Annotated in this window: 20 protein-coding genes; 13 read left to right on the plus strand and 7 right to left on the minus strand. The window is 65.9% G+C overall.

Features of this window, described 5'->3' with window-relative positions; genetic code table 11:
- Positions 1-492: 492 nt before the first annotated feature.
- A complete protein-coding gene (locus AC1DWU_RS09580; protein WP_477149750.1) occupies positions 493-675 on the plus strand; it encodes a hypothetical protein in 183 nt (60 codons plus the stop codon).
- Here the strand turns inward: AC1DWU_RS09580 and mnmA are convergent.
- The gene (mnmA, locus tag AC1DWU_RS09585; RefSeq protein WP_477149751.1) at positions 672-1,823 is read right to left on the minus strand and encodes a tRNA 2-thiouridine(34) synthase MnmA; all 1,152 of its coding nucleotides are present in this window, start codon (positions 1,821-1,823) and stop codon (positions 672-674) included. The genes AC1DWU_RS09580 and mnmA overlap by 4 nt on opposite strands.
- Before the next feature lie 225 nt (positions 1,824-2,048).
- Here mnmA and AC1DWU_RS09590 point away from each other — a divergent pair, with 225 nt between their 5' ends.
- Positions 2,049-3,833 carry a flagellar hook-length control protein FliK gene (locus AC1DWU_RS09590; protein ID WP_477149752.1) on the plus strand — a complete coding sequence of 595 codons (1,785 nt, stop codon included), beginning with the start codon at positions 2,049-2,051 and terminating at the stop codon, positions 3,831-3,833.
- Between the two features lie 67 nt (positions 3,834-3,900).
- The gene (locus AC1DWU_RS09595) at positions 3,901-4,590 is read left to right on the plus strand and encodes a flagellar hook assembly protein FlgD (RefSeq protein WP_477149753.1); all 690 of its coding nucleotides are present in this window, start codon (positions 3,901-3,903) and stop codon (positions 4,588-4,590) included.
- A 14-nt stretch (positions 4,591-4,604) separates the two neighbouring features.
- Here AC1DWU_RS09595 and AC1DWU_RS09600 read toward each other — a convergent pair whose 3' ends face one another.
- Positions 4,605-5,156: a pyridoxamine 5'-phosphate oxidase family protein gene (locus tag AC1DWU_RS09600; protein ID WP_477149754.1), complete on the minus strand. Its 552-nt coding sequence runs from the start codon at positions 5,154-5,156 to the stop codon at positions 4,605-4,607.
- Between the two features lie 226 nt (positions 5,157-5,382).
- Here AC1DWU_RS09600 and sciP point away from each other — a divergent pair, with 226 nt between their 5' ends.
- Positions 5,383-5,661, plus strand: a complete 279-nt coding sequence (gene sciP, locus AC1DWU_RS09605; RefSeq protein WP_055046067.1) for a CtrA inhibitor SciP — start codon at positions 5,383-5,385, stop codon at positions 5,659-5,661.
- 80 nt (positions 5,662-5,741) lie between these two features.
- Here sciP and AC1DWU_RS09610 read toward each other — a convergent pair whose 3' ends face one another.
- A complete protein-coding gene (locus AC1DWU_RS09610) occupies positions 5,742-6,368 on the minus strand; it encodes a glutathione S-transferase family protein (RefSeq protein WP_477149755.1) in 627 nt (208 codons plus the stop codon).
- A 25-nt stretch (positions 6,369-6,393) separates the two neighbouring features.
- A complete protein-coding gene (locus tag AC1DWU_RS09615; RefSeq protein WP_477149756.1) occupies positions 6,394-7,020 on the minus strand; it encodes a glutathione S-transferase family protein in 627 nt (208 codons plus the stop codon).
- Positions 7,021-7,174: 154 nt separating this feature from the next.
- On the opposite strand from AC1DWU_RS09615, the gene fliF reads away from it, so the two are divergent.
- From fliF to flhA, 6 genes are read left to right on the plus strand one after another with little or no spacing between them, the layout of a single operon-like run.
- Complete coding sequence (gene fliF / locus AC1DWU_RS09620) at positions 7,175-8,854, plus strand: flagellar basal-body MS-ring/collar protein FliF (protein ID WP_477149757.1); 1,680 nt, start codon at positions 7,175-7,177, stop codon at positions 8,852-8,854.
- A 53-nt stretch (positions 8,855-8,907) separates the two neighbouring features.
- Positions 8,908-9,942 (plus strand): flagellar motor switch protein FliG, encoded by a 1,035-nt coding sequence (fliG, locus tag AC1DWU_RS09625; protein WP_477150060.1) that lies wholly within the window; start codon positions 8,908-8,910, stop codon positions 9,940-9,942.
- Positions 9,942-10,580: a FliH/SctL family protein gene (locus AC1DWU_RS09630; protein WP_477149758.1), complete on the plus strand. Its 639-nt coding sequence runs from the start codon at positions 9,942-9,944 to the stop codon at positions 10,578-10,580. Before fliG ends, AC1DWU_RS09630 begins: the two co-directional genes overlap by 1 nt.
- A 32-nt stretch (positions 10,581-10,612) precedes the next feature.
- Positions 10,613-10,900, plus strand: coding sequence for a flagellar motor switch protein FliN (gene fliN, locus AC1DWU_RS09635; protein WP_477150061.1), 288 nt, complete (start codon positions 10,613-10,615; stop codon positions 10,898-10,900).
- Positions 10,901-10,902: 2 nt separating this feature from the next.
- Complete coding sequence (gene flbD, locus AC1DWU_RS09640; protein WP_477149759.1) at positions 10,903-12,273, plus strand: sigma-54-dependent transcriptional regulator FlbD; 1,371 nt, start codon at positions 10,903-10,905, stop codon at positions 12,271-12,273.
- Between the two features lie 45 nt (positions 12,274-12,318).
- Positions 12,319-14,448 carry a flagellar biosynthesis protein FlhA gene (gene flhA / locus AC1DWU_RS09645; RefSeq protein ID WP_477149760.1) on the plus strand — a complete coding sequence of 710 codons (2,130 nt, stop codon included), beginning with the start codon at positions 12,319-12,321 and terminating at the stop codon, positions 14,446-14,448.
- 11 nt (positions 14,449-14,459) lie between these two features.
- On the opposite strand, the gene AC1DWU_RS09650 is transcribed toward flhA, so the two are convergent.
- The gene (locus tag AC1DWU_RS09650) at positions 14,460-15,500 is read right to left on the minus strand and encodes a hypothetical protein (protein WP_477149761.1); all 1,041 of its coding nucleotides are present in this window, start codon (positions 15,498-15,500) and stop codon (positions 14,460-14,462) included.
- Positions 15,501-15,623: 123 nt separating this feature from the next.
- On the opposite strand from AC1DWU_RS09650, the gene AC1DWU_RS09655 reads away from it, so the two are divergent.
- The 3 genes from AC1DWU_RS09655 to AC1DWU_RS09665 all read left to right on the plus strand — a co-directional run bounded on the left by AC1DWU_RS09655 (position 15,624) and on the right by AC1DWU_RS09665 (position 18,455).
- The gene (locus AC1DWU_RS09655; RefSeq protein WP_477149762.1) at positions 15,624-16,760 is read left to right on the plus strand and encodes a zinc-binding metallopeptidase family protein; all 1,137 of its coding nucleotides are present in this window, start codon (positions 15,624-15,626) and stop codon (positions 16,758-16,760) included.
- 38 nt (positions 16,761-16,798) lie between these two features.
- Positions 16,799-17,233 (plus strand): GNAT family N-acetyltransferase, encoded by a 435-nt coding sequence (locus AC1DWU_RS09660; RefSeq protein WP_477149763.1) that lies wholly within the window; start codon positions 16,799-16,801, stop codon positions 17,231-17,233.
- A 286-nt stretch (positions 17,234-17,519) separates the two neighbouring features.
- Complete coding sequence (locus AC1DWU_RS09665; RefSeq protein WP_477149764.1) at positions 17,520-18,455, plus strand: PRC-barrel domain-containing protein; 936 nt, start codon at positions 17,520-17,522, stop codon at positions 18,453-18,455.
- A 73-nt stretch (positions 18,456-18,528) separates the two neighbouring features.
- Here AC1DWU_RS09665 and fliJ read toward each other — a convergent pair whose 3' ends face one another.
- Both fliJ and fliI read right to left on the minus strand, forming a co-directional pair.
- The gene (gene fliJ / locus AC1DWU_RS09670) at positions 18,529-18,942 is read right to left on the minus strand and encodes a flagellar export protein FliJ (RefSeq protein WP_477149765.1); all 414 of its coding nucleotides are present in this window, start codon (positions 18,940-18,942) and stop codon (positions 18,529-18,531) included.
- A gap of 28 nt (positions 18,943-18,970) precedes the next feature.
- Positions 18,971-20,311, minus strand: coding sequence for a flagellar protein export ATPase FliI (fliI, locus tag AC1DWU_RS09675; RefSeq protein ID WP_477149766.1), 1,341 nt, complete (start codon positions 20,309-20,311; stop codon positions 18,971-18,973).
- Positions 20,312-20,383 lie beyond the last annotated feature (72 nt).

Genomic DNA, 20,383 nt, shown 5'->3' on the forward strand with positions numbered 1-20,383 from the left:
CCGCATCGAGCGACCCTCGCGTGATAGCGGCTTGACCGGCGAACCGGTCCTTGCCGTGATGGTTTCCGCCTGAACTGCAGCGACCCGCAGCCCACCCGGTCTCCCCCGCACCAACCACTCGTCATGATCTCGCTTCGGTGCAGCGGATGGGTGAGAGAATCGCATGGGTGGGGAGTGGGGGGATAGATCCCGCAAAGATTCTGCTAAGCCACTGATCTGACACCATTCTCCCGTGTCATCCCAGCGAAAGCTGGGACCCAACTCGCGGCTAGTGCGGGTGGTGAAATGGGTCCCAGCTTTCGCTGGGATGACACCCGGAGGGTGTGGAGCCAATGTGCCCTCCATCGCCCCCCTTCTAAGGCTTAGCGAAGGGCTAAGCCCAAGAAATTCCATTCTCCCCCGCCAAGGGGGAGATGGGCATCGAGTGCTCCGCAGCCACAGGGCGCACCTCCGCCCTTGCCGCTCGGCCACAGGAAGCGTAGTCCCATCCGTATGTCCGATGATCCGAAAAAGCCCGACAGCCCGTTCAAGCTCACCCGCAGCCGTATCGTGCTGCTGCTGCTCGGCGCGCTGCTGCTGACCTACATCATCTCCGCAATGATGGGCGGCCTCGGCAACTATCAGAAGCTCAAGGAATCAACGACGCCACCGGCCGCCGAAACCACGACGCCCTAAGCCACCAGCGCCTGCGGCACCGCCTCGGCAATAAACCCACCGCCCAGCACTTCGCTGGTCTCGCTCTCGTCGGCGTAGAATACGCAGGCCTGCCCCGGCGAAATCCCGTATTCGCCCGCGAACAGCGTGACGAACACCTCGCCGTCGGCCATGTGCACGGCGCCGGACTGCGGCGGGCGCGTCGAGCGCACCTTCACCTCGATCGGCATGCCGTTGCCGGCGGCGAGCGACGCCAGTTCGCGCTCGCCCAGCCAGTTCACGTCGCGCAGCCGCACGGTCTTCGTCATCAGCGCCTCGCGCGGGCCGACGATCACCCGGCTGGTCCGGTGCTCGAGCTTGATCACATAGAGCGGCTCGCCCGCGGCGACGCCGAGGCCCTTCCGCTGCCCGATCGTGTAGTTGACGATGCCGTCGTGCTTGCCCAGCACGCGGCCATCGAGATGCACGATCTCGCCCTGCTCCAGCGCCTCGGGATGCATCTTGCGGATCACGTCGGCATATTTGCCCTGCGGCACAAAGCAGATGTCCTGGCTGTCGTGCTTCTCAGCAATCTCCAGCCCGAACTCGCGCGCCAATTCGCGCACCGCGGGCTTGGTCATGCCGCCGAGCGGGAAGCGCAGGAAATCCAGCTGCTGCTCGGTAGTGGCGAACAGGAAATAGCTCTGGTCGCGCGAGTCATCGACCGGCCGGAACAGCCGCCGCTTGCCGTCGACGAGCTTCGACTGCACATAGTGCCCCGTCGCCAGCACGTCGGCGCCCAGGTCCTTCGCCACTTCCATCAGGTCGACGAACTTGACGCTCTGGTTGCACGCGATGCACGGCACCGGCGTCTCGCCCTGCCGATAGGCATTGGCGAACGGCTCCATCACCGAATTCTTGAAGCGCTCTTCGTAGTCGAGCACGTAGTGCGGAATCCCCAGCGCCTGCGCCACGCGCCGCGCATCGTGGATGTCCTGGCCGGCACAACAGGCGCCCTTGCGGTGCGTCGCCTCGCCATGATCGTAAAGCTGGAGCGTGACCCCGACTACGTCATACCCCTCACGGGCAAGCAGGCCGGCGACCACCGAACTATCGACGCCACCCGACATCGCGACGACAACGCGCGTGTCCTGGGGACGCTTGGGCAAATCAAGCGAATTCAGGTCCATATCTCTCATCCAGAAGGGTTCAAGGTCCGACGGATGCGGCGCGGTATAAGAGGGAACGGCCTGAGGCGCAAGCGACGGCCCGCTCGGCACATATTGCCGCCCCGTGCAGGCTTTGCCGCCCATGCCGGGCTCGCATCTATCGTAACCCGTTGAAAATACTCACTCATCTATCCGGCACGGCGCTTGCAACGCTCTCACCGGAGCATTGTGTCTCGTGAGGCGTTTGTGACGGCATCGGTTACATCGGGTTTTGCGCCGGCCGCGTTGTCCATCGTGACGACAGGCACCGCTTCGGCTGCGGCGCCGGCAGGTGACGTCGCCGAGCCCGGCCTGTTCGCGGCCCTGCTGTCGCTGCTCGGCCCACAACCCACACCCGAAAGCGAAACCCCAGCCACCGCTTTTGCCGAGACTGCCGTCCTGCGCCAGGCGGCCGTGCTGCCCGAAACGGCCACGGTAACGCCGCTGATCGCCATCAACGACCAGCCTCCGATGCAGACCGCACAGGGAAAATCCCTGCTGAAGACACTCAGCGACGCGCTGATCGCTATCAACGACGCGCTCGACGCCGGCAAGCCTGTCGACCCGGCCTTGGCAGACAAGCTCAGCGATGCGCTCGATGCCGTCGCCGTCTACCTCGGCACCTTCGCGCCGCCGGCCCCGCAGATCGATCCCAAGATCACCGCGCTCGCCAGCGGCGAAGGCATCCTGCCCACCGCGGCGCCCGAATTCCCCGCCACCCCGGCGATAGAGACACCTCCCACGGTCGCACCCGACGCCGCTGTGATTCCGGCTGAAGCCCCGGTGCCGGAAGGCGCCGCCGCCGAACCCGTTGTCCCGATCCCGACCAGTGACACCGTCATCGCAGCAGCCGAGGACGCCTCAACCACTGCGGCGCCGGCGCCGGCCGTCGCAGCAACTGCTGCCTCTGCCCCGGGGCTTGCCCCCGACGCCAACGCCGACGCCGACGCCGGCGCTGCACCAACTGCGGTTCCTGCGCCACTGGCGAAGCTCGGCAAGCTGATCGGGGACCTTGGCAACAAGCTCGCGGCGCAATCGCCCGAACTGGCGGCCAAGCTCGAAACCCTCGCCAAGAGCCTGAAGAGCGGCAGCGTGCCACCCGAGCTGATCGCCGAACTCTCCGGCGATGCGGCGGCGGACCCGGAGATCGCGCGCATCATAGAGGCGCTCGCCGCGCCCAAGCCGGCCGCCCCCAAGGCGCCCGCGCCGCAACCCTTCATTGCCCCGTCGCTTGTCGTGCCCGTGGCCGTCGCCAAGTCGACCAAGCCCGAAGCGAGCGCCGAAACGCCCCCCGCTCCGGAGCTCGAAGCGCCCGAAGCACCGGCACCGGCACCGCGCGACCCCGGCAGTGTCCGCCACTCCGTCGTGCTCACCCCCACGACCACCGAGACGCGCGTCGCCGATCCGGAACCCAAGCCAGCCGCCGTCACCGCAGCCTCGCCTGCACCCGCCGCACAGGACGCCACCGCCAGCACTGCCCCCCCGGCTCCGCTTCTCGTCGCTGGCGCAGCCGCGGCGGCCCGCAGCATCCACGCCGCCTACCAGGTGCCGGTGCAGCAGGTGAACCTCCCGCAGGTCGCCTTCGAGGTGGTGCGCCAGTTCGAGGCCGGCAGCAGCCGCTTCCAGATCCGCCTCGATCCCGCTGAACTCGGCCGCATCGACGTGCGGCTCGACGTCGACAAATCCGGCACCATCAGCGCCCGCATGACTGTCGAGCGCCCCGAGACGCTCGACCTGCTGCAGCGCGACCAGCGCTCCCTGCAGCAGGCGCTGCAGCAGGCCGGGCTCGATGGCACCAAGACCAACCTCGAATTCTCGCTGCGCCAGAACCCGTTCGCCCAGCAGGGCGGCATGGGCGACAGCCGCGGCGACCAACCCAGCTTCAGTGGCCGCGGCGACAGCTTCGCCGGCGGCGACGACACGGCGGCGGAAGCCGCCACCACCACTTATCGCGGCACGGCTTCGGCCAGTGGCCTCAACCTGTTCGTGTAGAGCGACGTCGCTCTAGTTTTTTGTGTCTTGGGGTCAGGAAGTCTGACCCCGCTGTGAGGAGGCCCAGATGGCCGTTTCCGGTGTCGGTTCAACGTCAAACAGCGCCCTCAGTGGCACCCGCCAGACCATCGCGCAGAACTTCGATACGTTCCTGCAGCTCTTGACCACGCAGCTGAAGAACCAGAACCCGCTCGATCCGCTCGATACCAACGCCTTCACCCAGCAGCTGGTGCAGTTCACCGGCGTCGAGCAGCAGCTCAAGACCAATGAGTTCCTCGAGGCGATGATGACCTCGACGCAGACCGCCAACAACTCGCAGGCGGTGAGCTATGTGGGCAAGATCGTCACTGCCGCGGGCACCAAGGCCGAAATGGTGGACAGCGCCGTCTCCTGGCACTTCGCCGTGGAATCGAAGGCCGACATCATCGCCACCGTGCGCGACGCCAAGGGCAACGTGGTCTACACCAAGGCCGGCACGGTCAACCAGGGCGAGAGCGTCTTCAGCTGGGATGGCATCGGCAACGACGGCAAGCAGCGCGAAGACGGCTCCTACACCGTCACGATCGAAGCCCGCGACTCCAACGGCAAGCTGGTCGACGTGGCCACCGACATGACCGGCGAAGTCACCGGCATCGACTTCTCCGGCTCCGAGCCCGTGCTGATCGTCGGCGGCGCCCGCGTCAACCTTTCGGCCGTCCTCTCGGTGCGAGCGAAGACCGCGGCAGATGCGGATACGACGGAGGAGAGTTCGGTCTGATCGACCGGGCTCCCCTATCCCCCGAACCCGGTCGGCAACCCGTCGATGCTGACCATGTTCTTTTCCTGCCAATACGCGTCGATCCCGTCGACGCCCTTGGCTTCGGCCCAGCGGTCCATGGTGTCGCGCTCGCCTTCGTAGCTCATCAGCGGCACGCCGTAGCCGCATGAGGTCTTCACCAGGTCGAAGTCGAGCCAGGTGATCTGCCGGGCGCCGAGCGGCTCGGTGTCGGCGAACTGCTCATGCAGCAGCGCCGCGTATTCCTCCCCGCCGCGCGGGATGATGCGGCCGCGGCCGTAGAGCCTCAGGATCAGCGGCGGGCCCTCGACGGCGCAGAACATGATGGTCATCCGCCCATCCGCCTTGAGATGCGCAGCGGTCTCGTTACCGCTGCCCGTGCGATCGAGGTAGCAAGCACTGTTGTCGCCCATCACGCGGAACATGTCGGTCGAGCGCGGCGAGATGTTGATGCGCGTGCCGGCCGCCGCACTGGCGGTGAAGAAGAAGTGCTGGCGCGAGATGAAATCACGCTGGTGCGCATTGAGCGCGGGGAAGTCCTTGGCCATGACGAGGCCCCCTTTCATGCCGCCGATAGCGACAAATCAAGTCACATTCCATGCAACTTGCGACCAAGCCTTGTCGCCGGAATCGGTCGCGACTAGCTGTTGAGATGTTAATGACCCGACACCCCGAGAGCCCCGGCTTTTAACGCATTTTAAGTAATGCCTTAGCCGAATTTTAAGTGCGATGGGCTACGGTTCGGGATGTGGTCAGGTTGAGTAAGTGAGTACAATGACCGTCCAAATGCGTCCGCGTGTAAAGTACGTGATCGGCCCGGATGGAAGTCCGCTGACGATTGCGGACTTGCCCCCCAAAGACACTCGTCGTTGGGTTATCCGCCGCAAGGCCGAAGTTGTCGCCGCAGTTCGCGGTGGCCTCTTGAGCCTTGAGGAAGCCTGCCAGCGTTATACCCTCTCTGTCGACGAGTTCCTCAACTGGCAGGCCGCCATCGACAAGCATGGCCTCGCCGGTCTTCGTACGACCTGGATCCAGCACTACCGCGAAGGCTGACGCCTTCCCTTGTGGTGACGACCAACCCGCCCGGGCAGCCGAGGCGGGTTTTGTCGTTTCAGGCGGGCACCGCGACCTCGCTAAGGGGTCTCCGCGCTTAGGTACTTCCGCCCCTCCGCCGTCGCCCTTAGCCGCTCGTAGTGCTCGCGAACCGCCGGCAGTTCCGGGCGATCGAACGGCGTCGAGAACCAGCGATGCGCCGAGATCGCCATCGCCAGGTCCGCCAGGCTGAGCCGTCCATTGGCAACGAACCCGCCGCCCTTGCCCAGTTGCTCGTCGAGCATCCGCATCTTCGCCGACCACGCCGATATGGACTCCGCGATCCGCACCGGGTCAGCGAAGGCCGGGTTCTTGCCCAGCAGCGCGGTGACGGCATAGAGCCAGGACGGCAGCAGTTCCTCCGCCTGCCAGCTGAGCCATTGATCGACCAGCCCCTGCTCCCGGCCATCTACCGGCCACAGCGCGCTCCGCCTCGTGTTGGCGAGATAGCGCATGATGGGGTTGCTCTCCCACAGCACGAACCCGTCATCGACGATCACCGGCACCGTCCCATTGGGGTTGAGCGCGAGGAATTCCGGCACCTTGGGATCGCGATGCGGCTGCCCCCAGACCTCGTGCTCGTAGTCGAGCCCGATCAGGTCGGCAGTCCACAAGACCTTGCGCACGTTGCTCGACGTGACGCGCCCGAGAATCCTCAGCCGGCCCATGCCCGTGTCCCTCCGAGGTCCGCTGCTACGGCGTCCCCTCCCCCATGTACTTCTGGCCTTCAGGGGTGGCCTTCAGCCGCTCGTAGTGCTCGCGCACGGCCGGCAGTTCCGGGCGGTCGAACGGGGTCGAGAACCAGCGATGGCTCGATACGGCCAGCCCGATATCGGCAATGCTCAGGCGGCCATTGGCGGCAAAGCCGCCGCCTTCGACGAGCCGAGCCTCGAGCATCTGCATCTTCGCCGACCAGTTGCGGATCGAATCGGCGATGCGCTTTTCGTCGGTGTAGGCCGGGTTCTTGCGCATCAGCGCGTAGACGGCGTAGCCCCATTGCGCGTTGAGTTCCGCCACCTGCCAGGTCAGCCACTGGTCGACCAGCGCCCGCTCCCGCGGCATCACCGGCCACAGCCCGCTCCGCCGCGACTCGGCGAGATAGCGCATGATGGCGTTGCTCTCCCACAGCACGAACCCGTCATCGACGATCACCGGCACCTGCGCGTTGGGGTTGAGCGCCAGGAACTCCGGCACCTTCGGGTCACGGTCGGGCAGGCCCCAGACCTCGGTTTCGTACTCGATCCCGATCAGGTCGGCCGTCCATCTCACCTTGCGGACGTTGATCGAGGTTACCCGACCCAGGATACGCAAACTTCCCATACTCACCTCTCCTTAACCCTCACTCGGCAATCGTTGCCTGTTTTTGCATTCTGCAACGGCCGGTTAATGACTTGTTTACCATCCACTAGGTAATTTTTGCCCATGGGCTCGGTGCGTTCGCGCGCACCCTCGAATAGACAAGGGTACAGTCCGCGTGGACGGGTTGCTGCAGTTCTTCAACCGCCTCGGTTTGGCGCGCGTCGCCGCCATGGCCGTCATAGCCGTACTCATGCTGGGGTTCTTCGCGTTCCTCATCATGCGCGCCTCGACGCCTCCACTGGCGCCGCTCTACTCCGGCCTCTCGTTCGAGGATTCGGCGGCCATCGTCACCGAACTCCAGACCCAGAACGTCAATTACGAAATCCGCGGCGAAGGCGACACCATACTGGTGCCGCGCGACCAGATCACCCAAATCCGTATGTCGCTGGCGCAGGATGGCCTGCCCAACAAGGGTCAGGTCGGCTACGAGATCTTCGACCAGCAGTCGACGCTGGGCGCCACCAGCTTCGTCCAGAACATCAACAATGTCCGCGCGCTCGAAGGCGAACTCGCCCGCACCATCTCCTCGCTCGCCCGCATCAAGAGCGCCCGCGTCCACCTCGTCTTGCCCGAACGCGCCCTGTTCAGCCGCGAGCAGAAGGACCCCACCGCCTCAATCGTCCTGTCCGTCCGCGGCGAACTCTCGGCCGGCGAAATCCGCGCCATCCAGCATCTCGCCGCCTCGGCTATCGAGGGCCTGACCCCGGCCCGCGTCTCGGTCGTCGACGACACCGGGCGGCTCCTCGCCTCCGGCGCCGGCAACGGCCCCGAGGACGTCATTGCCGGCGAAACCGAGGAGCGCACTCTCAACGTCGAGAATCGCCTGCGCGGCCGGGTCGAAGACCTGCTCGCCAACATCGTCGGCTCGGGGCGCGCCCGCGTTCAGGTCTCGGCCGAACTCGACCTCAACCGGCTGAGCAAGACCTCCGAGACGTTCGACCCGAACAGCCAGGTCGTCCGCTCCACCCAGACCCGCGACCTCGCCAACTCCGCCCAGGGTGGCGACAGCGGCCAGGTCAGCGTCTCCAACGAACTGCCCGGCGCCTCGGCCAATACCGGCAGCGGCACGTCGACCATGGAGCAGGGCTCGACAACCGAAGAGACCACCAACTTCGAAATCTCCAAGGTCACCGAAACTGCGCTCACCGAAGCCGGCGGCATCAAGCGGCTGTCGATCGCCGTGGTGGTCGACGGCACCTACGTCGCCGACGCCAACGGCAACTCGGTCTACACCCCGCGCGCCCAGGCCGAGATCGACCAGATCACCGCGCTGGTGAAATCCGCCGTCGGCTTCTCCGACGCCCGCGGCGACCAGGTGCAGGTCGCGAACCTGCAGTTCGCCGACCGCCCCGAACTCGCCGCCGCCGGCACCAGCGAGCCCGGCCTGCTCGATTTCACCCGCGACGACCTGATGAACGGCGCCGAAATGGCGGTCACCCTGCTCATCGCCCTGGCGCTGGTGTTCTTCGTCCTCCGCCCGCTGCTGAAGCGCGTGCTGGCGCCGGAGCCCAAGACCCTCGCGCTACCCGCCAGCGCCGAACTCGGCGGGCATCCCGGCTCCGGCCCTGGCAATTTCGGCAGCAACGCCATCGTCTCGACCCTCCCCAACCTCAACGGCGAGTACACCGAAGAGGAAGAGCCGAGGAAGCCACCGCGCGTCCCCGCCTGGATGAACAACGCCAAGTCGATGGGCGAGAGCCAGGCCCAGACCTTGAAGACGGTGGGCCAGCTGGTCGATGAAAACCCCAAGCAGGCCGCGCTGATCGTGCGCGACTGGCTGGCGAGCGCCACATGAGGACCCTGTAGATGGCCGCCGCCGCTGCAATCGCCCAGACCACCGACCAGGTGATGAACAAGCAGCTGGTCATCGGTGCCGATGCCAGCCAGCGCGCCCTTTCGGGCGACGAGAAGGCCGCCGTGCTGTTGCTGGCGCTTGGTCCCGATTTCGGCAAGCCGATCCTCGAAGAGCTGGACGAGATGGAAATCCGCCAGCTGTCGCGCGCCATGGTGAAGCTGGGGCCCATCACCCAGGACATGCTGGATTCGCTGCTGGTCGAATTCGTCACCCGCGTCTCATCCAACGGCACCATCGCCGGCAACTCCGACACCACCGAGCGGCTGCTGCTGAGCTTCCTGTCGCAGGATCGCGTCGATTCGATCATGGAAGAGATCCGCGGACCCGCCGGCCGCAACATGTGGGAGAAGCTGTCGAACGTTCAGGAAGACGTGCTCGCCAGCTACCTGAAGAACGAGTACCCGCAGACCATCGCCGTGGTGCTCTCCAAGATCGCCACGGACCATGCCGGCAAGGTCCTCGGCTCCCTGCCCGAGGAGCTGGCGATGGAAGTCGTGCAGCGCATGCTGTCGCTCGACCCGGTGCAGAAGGAGATCCTCGAAAAGATCGAGACGACGCTCCGCACCGAGTTCATGTCGACCCTCAGCCACACCAAGCGTCGCGATAGCCACGAGCAGATGGCTGAGATCTTCAACTCCTTCGACCGCCAGACCGAAGCGCGCTTCATCACCACTCTGGAAGAGCGCGATCGCGACGGCGCCGACCGCATCAAGGCGCTGATGTTCACCTTCGAGGACCTGGCGCGGCTGGAAGCCTCGGCGATCCAGACGCTGGTCCAGAAAATGGACAAGAAGGAACTGGGCCTCGCGCTCAAGGGCGCCAACGACACGGTGAAAGAGGTGTTCTTCGCCAACATGTCGGCCCGCGCCGGCAAGATGCTGAAGGACGACATGGAGGCCATGGGCCCGGTCCGTTTGAAGGACGTCGACGAGGCGCAGGGCCGCATGGTCGCCACCGCCAAGGACCTCGCCGCCAAGGGCGAGATCATCATCACCAAGGGCAAGGCCGATGAAGAGATGATCGGCTGATGAGCGCCACCCCCGCCAAATTCACCTTCGACCTCGACCTCGGCCGCCGCCAGGAGCGCAACTCGCTGGTCACCGAGACGGCGATGGCCGCGCTGCTCGAGGAAGCCCGCCGCGAAGCGCGCGAGGCTGGCCTCGCCGAGGGCGAACGCACCGCCGTGGCCAAGGCCGCGAAGGCCGAGGCCGCTGCCGCCGAGTCGCTGGCCGTTCGTGTCGCCGCGATGGCGGCCAGCATCGACGACGCGCGCAAGCAGACCATCGCCGAGGGCGTCGAGCTCTCGCTGTCGATCGCCCGCAAGCTCGCCGGTGGCCTGATCGCCCGCGAACCCACCGTCGAAATCGAGCAGTTGGTAGCCGAGTGCATGGCGACGCTCGATGGCGTGCCGCACCTCGTCATCCGTTGCGATCCGGCGCTGGCCGAAGCCGTGCGCGATATCGCCACCGCCAAGATGACCACCTCCGGCTTCACTGGCCGCCTCGTCGTCCTCGGCGACCCCGACATCGCCATCGGCGACGCCCGCATCGAGTGGGCCGATGGCGGCGTGGTCCGCGACATCCGCAAGCTGAGCGCCGAAATCGACGCCCGCATCGCCGAATACTTTGCCGCCCGCGGCATACGAATTGAGGAGTCCGAGCAATGAGCACTGGCGATACCGGCGTCACCTTCGAGGAAATGACTGCTCCCGGTCGCGAGGGCCACACCCCGCCCGGCGAAAAGACCGCCGCCGACCTCGAGGCCGTGTTCGACGTCCCCGTCCGCATCTCGGTGGTGCTCGGCCGCGCCAAGGTGCCGGTGGCGAGCCTCCTCAAGATGGACGTGGGCACCGTCGTCGAGCTCGACCGCCAGGTCGGCGAAGCCGTCGAAATCTACGTCAACGACCGCCTCGTCGCGCGCGGCGAAATCGTCCTCGTCGAGAACCGTCTCGGCGTCACCATGACCGAAATCATCAAGGCGGCCTGATCATGCGGCTTCTTATCGTCGGCGCCCTCGAAGGCCAGCTCACCACCGCTACCAAGCTCGCCATGGACGGCGGCGCCAAGGTTGCCCATGCCCCCTCGATCGAGATCGCGCTCGCTTCGCTCCGCGCCGGCCGCGGCGCCGACCTGCTGCTGGTCGATGTGATGATGGACATTGCCGGCCTGATCGCCGGGCTCGATGCCGAACGCATCGTCATCCCGGTGGTCGCCTGCGGCACCGAGAGCAACGCCGCCGCCGCCGTCAGCGCCATCCGTGCCGGCGCCAAGGAATACATCCCGCTGCCGCCCGACGCCGAGCTGATCGCCGCCGTCATCGCTGCCGTCGCCCGCGAGTCCTCCGACTTCCTCTACCGCGACCCGGCCATGGCCCGCGTCGTCAAGCTCGCCGACCAGGTCGCCGGCTCCGACGCCTCGGTGCTGATCACCGGCGAGAGCGGCACCGGCAAGGAGGTCATGGCCAAGTACCTCCACTCCCGCTCGAAGCGCGCCAGCCGCCCGTTCATCTCGATCAACTGCGCCGCCATCCCCGAGGCGCTGCTCGAGAGCGAACTGTTCGGCCACGAGAAGGGCGCCTTCACCGGGGCCATCGCGCGCCGCATCGGCAAGTTCGAGGAAGCCACCGGCGGCACGCTGCTGCTCGACGAAATCAGCGAAATGGACGTGCGGCTCCAAGCCAAGCTTCTCCGCGCCATCCAGGAACGGCTGATCGACCGCGTCGGCGGCACCAAGCCGGTGCCGGTCGATATCCGCATCATCGCCACCTCGAACCGCAACCTCAATGAAGCGGTGAAGGAAGGCAGCTTCCGCGAGGACCTGCTGTTCCGGCTCAACGTGGTGAACCTCAAGCTCCCTTCACTGCGCGAACGTCCGGGTGACACTGCCGCGCTCAGCGATCACTTCGTCGACAAATACGCCAAGGCCAACGGCCTCGGCCGCCGCGTCCTTTCCGCTGAAGCCCGCGAAGCCCTGCTCCGCGCGCCCTGGCCGGGCAACGTCCGCGAACTCGAGAACACCCTGCACCGCGCCGTGCTGCTCTCGGGCGGCGAAATCATCGGCCCCGACGCGATCTCGATGCCGGACGGCACCGGCCTCAGCGAAGTCGTCGCGATGGCGTCGCTCGCCGGCCAGGCAGCGCAAACCGCCGAGAACATCTCGCGCACCATGGTCGGCCGCACCGTCGCCGACGTCGAGCGCGACCTGATCCTCGACACGCTCGACCACGTGCTCGGCAACCGCACCCACGCCGCGAACATCCTGGGCATCTCGATCCGCACGCTTCGCAACAAGCTCAACCAGTATGCCGACGAAGGCATCGCCATCGCCGCTCCCGGCGAGCAGCGGAACTCGGCGGCGTGATCGACGACTACTCCACTCCTAGCGCTCTGACTTCAGGATCCCCTCGTGGCTGATCTCTCTGCCCCCGGCCCCTCCGGCCTGAAGCTTCCGACCTTCTCGATCCAGGGCCTCTGGAAGGCGCTCGGCACGTCCGATATCGGGCTCGCCATCGGCATCATGGGGATCATCGTCGTCCTCATCGTGCCGCTGCCGCCGCTGCTGCTCGATGGGCTGCTGGCGATCTCGATCGTTTTCTCGGTGCTGATCCTGATGACGGCGCTGTTCATCCAGACGCCGCTCGAGTTCTCGTCCTTTCCGACGGTGCTGCTGATCGCCGCCATGCTGCGGCTGGCGCTCAACCTCGCCACCACCCGCCTGATCCTCGCCGAAGGCCATAACGGCACCGACGCTGCCGGTCACGTCATCGAGGCGTTCGGCAACTTCGTCATGCGGGGCAACTTCGTCATCGGCGTCGTCGTCTTCGCCATCCTGATCATCGTCAACTTCATCGTCATCACCAAGGGCTCGGGCCGCATCGCTGAAGTCGCGGCGCGCTTCAACCTCGACGCCATGCCGGGCAAGCAGATGGCCATCGACGCCGATCTCTCGGCCGGCCTGATCGACGAAACCACGGCCAGGAAGCGCCGCGAGAACCTCGAGGCCGAAAGCGCCTTCTTCGGCAACATGGATGGTGCCTCGAAGTTCGTGCGCGGCGACGCCATCGCGGGCCTCCTCATCACCTTCATCAACATCATCGCCGGCATGGTCATCGGCATGCTGCAGGAAGGGCTGACCTTCCAGGAAGCCGGCAACAACTACACTCTGCTCACCGTCGGCGATGGCCTTGTCTCCCAGATCCCGGCGCTGATCGTTTCGACCGCCGCCGGCCTCCTCGTCTCCAAGGCCGGCGTCGCCGGCTCCGCCGACAAGGCGCTGGTGAAGCAGTTCACTGGCTACCCCAAGGCGCTCGGCATGTCCGCCGCCGTCATCGGCGCGCTGGCTTTGCTGCCGGGCATGCCGATCATCCCTTTCCTCGCCCTCGCCGGTGGCTGCGGCTGGCTGGCCTTCAAGTCGGGCAAGAAGCACGCCGCCACTGCCGACCGCGCCATCGTCGAAGCCGCCATGGAGCACGCCCAGGCCAACCCGATCGCCTCGGAAGCACCGATCTCGGACAGCCTCAAGATCGACGAGCTGAAGCTCGAGCTTGGCTATGGTCTTCTGTCACTGGTCAAGGAAGACGACACCGGCACTGACCGGCTCACCGAGCAGATCAAGGCGCTGCGCCGCCAGCTCGCGACCGAACTCGGCTTCATCATGCCGCCGGTCCGCATCCTCGATAACATGCAGCTCGAGCCCAACGACTATCGCGTCAAGATCAAGGAGGTCGATGCCGGCCGTGGCCAGATCTTCGCGCACCAGTTGATGGTGATGGACCCCATGGGCAAGGAGATCAACCTGCCCGGCGTCCACACCACCGAGCCGACCTTCGGCCTGCCCGCCACCTGGATCGAGCCGGCGCTGCGCGACGAGGCGGAACTCCGCGGCTACTCGATCATCGATCCCTCGACCGTGATCTCCACCCACCTCACCGAGGTGCTGAAGGCCAACGTCTCGGACCTCCTCAGCTACGCCAACGTCCAGTCGCTGCTCGCCGGCCTCACCAAAGACCAGCAGAAGCTGGTCGAGGACATCATCCCCAGCCAGATCTCGGTCTCCGGCGTCCAGCGCGTACTGCAAACCCTGCTCATCGAGCGCATCTCGATCCGCGACCTGCCGACCATTCTCGAAGGTATCGCCGAGATCGCCGGCCCGGGCCGTACCGCCCAGACCATTGCCGAGCACGTCCGCTCCCGCCTCGCCCGCCAGCTCTGCGCTGCCAATCTCGGCCCCGACGGCAACCTGCCACTCCTCACGCTCTCGCCGCAGTGGGAACGCGACTTCGCCGAGGCGCTGGTCGGCGACGGCAACGACCGCCACCTCGCAATGGCCCCGTCCCGCCTGCAGCAGTTCATCATCGGCATCCAGCAGGGCTTCGAGAACGCCGCCCAGATGGGCGAAATCCCGGTGCTGATCACCAGCCCCGGCATCCGCCCCCACGTCCGCGCCATCATCGAACGCTTCCGCCCGCAGACCGTGGTGATGAGCCAGAACGAAGTGCATCCGCGGGTAAGGTTGAAGACGATCGGGAGCATCTAGCTGACGGGGCATCACACCCGCGACCGCACAGCCTCCCACGCGCCGAGGATCGCCCACCCCACGCCCAGCATCAGCGCAGGCGTGTACAGCGCTCCCCAGTAGTAGTTGAACGGCTTACCCACAGCGGCGAACAGCACGACGAACGCCACCACCGCCGCCAGCGCCAGCGTGCCCTTCGGCCAGGCCCACAGGCCCAACAGTCCAAGCGGCAGGAATACCGCTGCGAGCCAGAGCGGGCCAAGGCTCCACAGCCCGTTGAACCCAGCGGTCGCGAGGATAAACCCCAGACCGCCAAACTGCAGCCAGTCCTCCCCATAAGCCTTGTCCATCGGCCCCAGTTGCTGGCTCACCATCCACCAGTGCCAACCGAAATAGGCGGCGTAGGCGACCAGGCCGACGGCCCAGATCCACAGCTCGCCCCAGCGCTTCTCGCGGAGCGCCAGCACGATGCAGACCACAACATAGGGCGCCACCAACTCCCTGAGAAATAGCGCCAGCAGCCCCGCAACGAGCCCGATCACTCGCCAGCCGTTCCCGTATGCTGCAACCGACACGAGGATCAGCGTCCCCGCTGCTACCTCCGCAAACACCACGCTCGACGGCGCCGCAATCCCACCGAGACTACCGGCCACAGCGACGGTCGCGAGCAGCGCCGCCACCACGCCACCGTCCTCGCGCATCATGCGATAGACCATCAGCACGCCGCACAACGCCAGCGCCGCCAACATCCCCTGCCCCCAGCCTGCCGGCAGCGCCGCCAGCAGCATCGGCCAGGCGGGCGTCCGCCAGTTGAACACCGAGCGCGTGCCATAGCCGTCGGCCACCAGCACTTGATGAGCAGCCGTGTAGTAGTCCGCCCCGCCGCGCATCCGCTCGATGATCCGCTGATAGCTGACCAGATCGCCCTCAGGCGCCGGCACGCCCCCCGCGTCAGCCGGAATCAGCGGCGCCCGCCCCATCGCCACCACCAGCAGCAATACGATGGCAGCCAGCGTCAGCCCAAGCACGACATAGGCCAACGGTTGCGGCAATTCTGCCAGTCGCGTACGCATCGCGTTCAGGATGTCCCGATAAACTCGGCGAATGATGCCGCGCCGCCGTTAATTTTCCGGGATGGCGGGCGGAACCGCCGCGCGCCGGCGAGCATTCTGGTCCCGCGTCACTCGTGAGCCCCAATGAAGCTCTTCCGCTGCGACCATTGCGGTCACCTGCTCTACTTCGAGAATACCCGCTGCGAGCGCTGTGGGCGGTCGCTCGGCTATGGTCCGCTCACCAACAACCTGTTCTCGCTCGATGGTGGTCCCGGCATCTGGATGGCGCCGGCCTTCTTCAATCGCTCGTTCGTCTATTGCGCCAACGCCGCGCACGGCGCCTGCAACTGGCTGCTGCTGCACGCGCCGGGCGCCGATCCCTACTGCCTCGCCTGCCGCCACAACGGCCTCGTCCCGGATATCCAGAACCCGGTCGACCTGAGGCGCTGGCAGGTCATCGAACGCGCCAAGAAGCGGCTGATCTATTCGCTGCTGCGGCTGCATTTGCCGCTCGCCACCCGCAACGAAGACCCGGTCCATGGCCTGAGCTTTCAATTCCTCAACGAGGAAATCTCCCGCTCCCCGGTGCTCACCGGCCACGATAGCGGTGTCATCACCGTGGCCCTGAAAGAGGCCGACGATGCCGCGCGAGAATATCGCCGCACCCAGTTCAACGAGCCCTACCGCACCCTGCTCGGCCATTTCCGGCACGAGATTGGCCACTACTACTGGGACGTGCTGGTTGCCGGGCGCCCTGCGCACGACGAGTTCCACAGCCTGTTCGGCGACGAGACCGCCGAGTACGAGGCGGCGCTGCAAGCGCACTACGCCAACGGCGCACCCGCTGACTGGCAGCAGCACTACATTTCCGCCTACGCCACCTCGCACCCCTGGGAGGATTTCGCCGAGACCTTCGCCCACTACCTGCACCTGGTCGATACCACCGAGATGGCGGCCTCGTTCGGCGTCAATCTCCGGCCCGACGTCGACCAGGCTGGCGAACTCACGGCCCGCCTCGACTACGATCCCTACGGCAATTCGAACATCGACGAGCTGATCGAGAACTGGATCCCCCTCGCGTCGCTGATGAACAACCTCAACCGCGCCGTCGGCCAGCACGACGCCTATCCCTTCGTCCTTACCCCGGAGGTGATCGCAAAGCTCGGCTTCATCGACAAGCTGGTGCACGAGGCCGGCGCGGTGCAATGGACGGTGCCCAGCCCGGCCGGGCCCGTGCCGATCAATGTGCCCACCGGTCCCGCCGAGCTGCCCCGCACCTGACACTGGAGCGCCCCGCGCCGATGTGATCTCTATCGCGGATGCACGACATCACGCTCCTCACCGTTCCGGTGTTTTCCACCCTCTGCAACGCTGCCTTCGCGCTCCGCCGCGAGGTGTTCGTCATTGAGCAGCAGATCCCCGAAAGCGAGGAGTTCGATGCCGACGACCTGACCGCGACCCATCTCGTCGCCATCGGCGCCGGCAACGTCGTGGGCACGCTGCGGATCATCTGGACGCCCGAGCACGTGAAGCTCGGCCGGGTCGTCGTCGCCAGGTCATGGCGCGGCAAGGGCATCTCGAAGCAGTTGCTTCAGCACGCCATGGACCTGGCCCGCGCCAGGGGCGAAACCCGCTTCTATCTCACCGCGCAGCACGACAAGCTCGGCGTCTACCAGGGCCTGGGTTTCGTCGCCTTCGGAGAGCCGTTCGACGACGGCTCGGGCATCCTCCACCTCGCGATGAAGACCTACTGAGCCGTTACCGGATTAATTCAATCTTTACCGGTTAACCCGGCAAAGCGCGCGCCGCCGTCAATTCTCCGCTAGCTTGTTGGATGTGGGGCGCCTCGCCGCGCCCCGAAGAAACGCTGGGAGGCGTGAAGGGCCGGACCTCGAAAACGGGGCCGGCCTTTTGATTTCTCCGCCCCGGAACACTCGCGCACCCGTCACGTTGTAATGCACCGGGCCGTGCGGCACGCCACAGCCAAGCGATGTGCCGCACGGCCTTGTTCATGACAGACACGAACGAGAGGACGTTACAATGTTCCGTACCCTATTGACCACCACTGCCGTCGCCGCGCTGTTGACCGCCGGCGCTATGGCCCAGGATGCCCCGGCAAAGACCGAGGCTCCCGCAGCCACGACGGAAGCGCCCGCCGCCCCGCTTGACACGTCCATCCTCGCGTCCGGCTACTCGGTGACCGACAAGGACAATCTCGCCACCGAGATCATCGGGAAACAGGTTTATTCCTCGACCGAAGCCGATGCCGAGCACATTGGCGACGTCAACAACCTGGTGATCGGTGAGCGCGGCGAAGTCGCCGCGGTCATCATCGGAGTCGGTGGTTTTCTCGGTATCGGCGAGAAGAACGTCGCCGTGAACTACGCCGAACTCGAGTGGGTCACCGCCGAGGATGGCTCCGAACGCTTCGTCCTCAACACGACCAAGGAAGCGCTGGAAACTGCGCCCGACTTCAAGACCACCGACGAGGACGCTGCGGCGCCGGCCGACGCTACCGCTCCGGCGACTGACGCTGCCGCCCCTGCCGACCAGCCCGCTGATGCGGCAGCGCCAGCCGACAAGGCCGCGGCGCCTGCAGACAAGGCGGCTGCGCCCGCGGCGACGCCGATCGCCCGCGATACGCTGACCGATGCACCGCTGACGGCTGAAGAGTTGATCGGCACCAACGCCTACGGCCCGGCGGACGAGCATCTCGGGACCATTGGCGACGTCGTGCTGGCTCAGGATGGAAAGACCGTCGAGACGGTGATCATCGACTTCGGCGGCTTCCTCGGCATCGGCACCAAGCCGGTTGCTGTCGGTATCGAGAACCTGCGCTTTGCCACCGATCCCAACGGCAACAAGTACCTGTTCCTCAACGTGACGCGCGACCAGCTCGACAAGGCCGTCGCCTACAACAAGGACACTTACGCCAACGAGCGCGACGCCCAGACGCTGCGCACCGAAGCGCTGTAGTCGCCGCCCAACTGCTACGGCAAACGCGAAAGGCCCGCTCCGGCGGGCCTTTTCATTGTCTGATTGAGCGTTCCTAACGCCGGATGTGCCGCAGCCGGCCGATCTCGTCGTATTCCGCCTGCTCGGACTTCGCTTCCGCTTCCTGCTCGCGGCCATGCTCGCGCTGGTCCAGCAGTTCGACCTTCTTGAGGTCCTCGACCGCCTCGGCCAGCGCATCCTGCGCCGCCTCGAGATTGCCCTTCATGTCGTTGGCCGACGCGAGCAGGTTATCCCTGCGGGCGATCGCGGCCTTGGCGAAGGTCGAATAGGCGAAATGCGCGATGTCGGAGATGCCGGTCTTGGTCTGCTCGATTTCGATCTGCTGATCGAGTTCGGCGGCCATGCGCTCGAAATCGGCGATCATCATCTCGATCTGCGTGACCTGACGGCGCTTCTCGTCCACCTGGAACTTCTTGAGCCGGATCAGGCTCTCGCTCCGCGACTTCATGACTTGTACTCCTTACACCTCAAGTCATTCACTTCACTGACGCGGATTGTTCGCCCACCTTTTCCAGGATCGCCTCCAGCATTACATAGCCGTCGGCAATCGAGGTGCGCTCCTCCCGCTGCTGGCTCAAGAACGCCTCCAGCGCCGGGTTGATCGCGATGGCACGGTCCACGCCTGGATCCGATCCCTTCCGGTATGCCCCCAGCCGGATCAGTTCCTCCATGTCGGCAAATGTCGACATGAGCTCCCGCGCTTTCTGCAGGGTGGGCCGCACATTGGCCGGCACGCACCCAGGCATGGTTCGCGAGATAGACCGGAGCACATTGACCGCCGGATAGCGTCCCCGCTCGGCGATCGAGCGCTCCATCACGATGTGCCCATCAAGAATGCCGCGTACGGCGTCCGCAATGGGCTCATTGTGATCGTCACCTTCCACCAAAACGGTAAATAGACCGGTAATGGAGCCCGATTCAGCGAGGCCCGGCCCTGCTCTTTCCAGCAATCTGGGAAGTTCGGTGAAAACCGTCGGCGGATAGCCCTTGGCGGTCGGCGGCTCGCCGATGGCGAGGCCGATCTCGCGCTGCGCCTGGGCGAAGCGGGTGAGGCTGTCCATCATGCAGAGCACGCGCTTGCCCTGGTCGCGGAAATACTCCGATAGCGTGAGCGTGAGGTACGCCGCCTGCCGCCGCATCAGGGCCGCCTCGTCGGAGGTCGCGACCACGACGACCGCCTGCTGGATGCCGACTTCGCCGAGATAGTCGGTGACGAACTCCTGCACCTCGCGGCCGCGCTCGCCGATCAGCCCGATTACCGCCACATCGACCTGCGCGTTCCGCGCCAACATCGACATCAGCACCGACTTGCCGACGCCGGAGCCGGCAAAAATGCCCATGCGCTGGCCTTCGCACATGGTGGTGAAGGTGTTGAGCGTGCGCACGCCCATGTCGAGCGGGTCGCCCACCCGCATCCGCTCATGCGCCGGCAGCGGCACCTGGCGCAGCGGATACGGTGTCGGCCCACCCATCAGCGGGCCCTTGCCGTCGATCGGCTCGCCATTGGCGTTGATCACCCGGCCGAGCCAGCTCTCCGCCGGCTGCACTGATCCGTCATGGCTCTTGAACAGTGCCCGGCAGCCGAGCCGCACCCCGTTCAGCGGTCCGAACGGCAGGCACAGCGCATGGCCGTCGCGAAAGCCGATGATCTCGGCGCCCAGCACCCCGCCATTGGTGGTTTCGATCGAAACGCGGCCGCCGACCCGCAATTCGCGCACCGGGCCGACCACCTCGATGAGCAACCCCTGCACAGTTTTGACCCGCCCGAAGACCTCGACGTCCTCGATGGCATCAATTGCGGCTTTCAGGGACTGCATTTGCCTCTTTCAGGGCCGGCGAATCGCTTGATTCCCAAGGTAACCGAACGTTAAGCAAAAAGCGTTAACCAT

Source organism: Devosia sp. P2_G7, assembly GCF_056403495.1.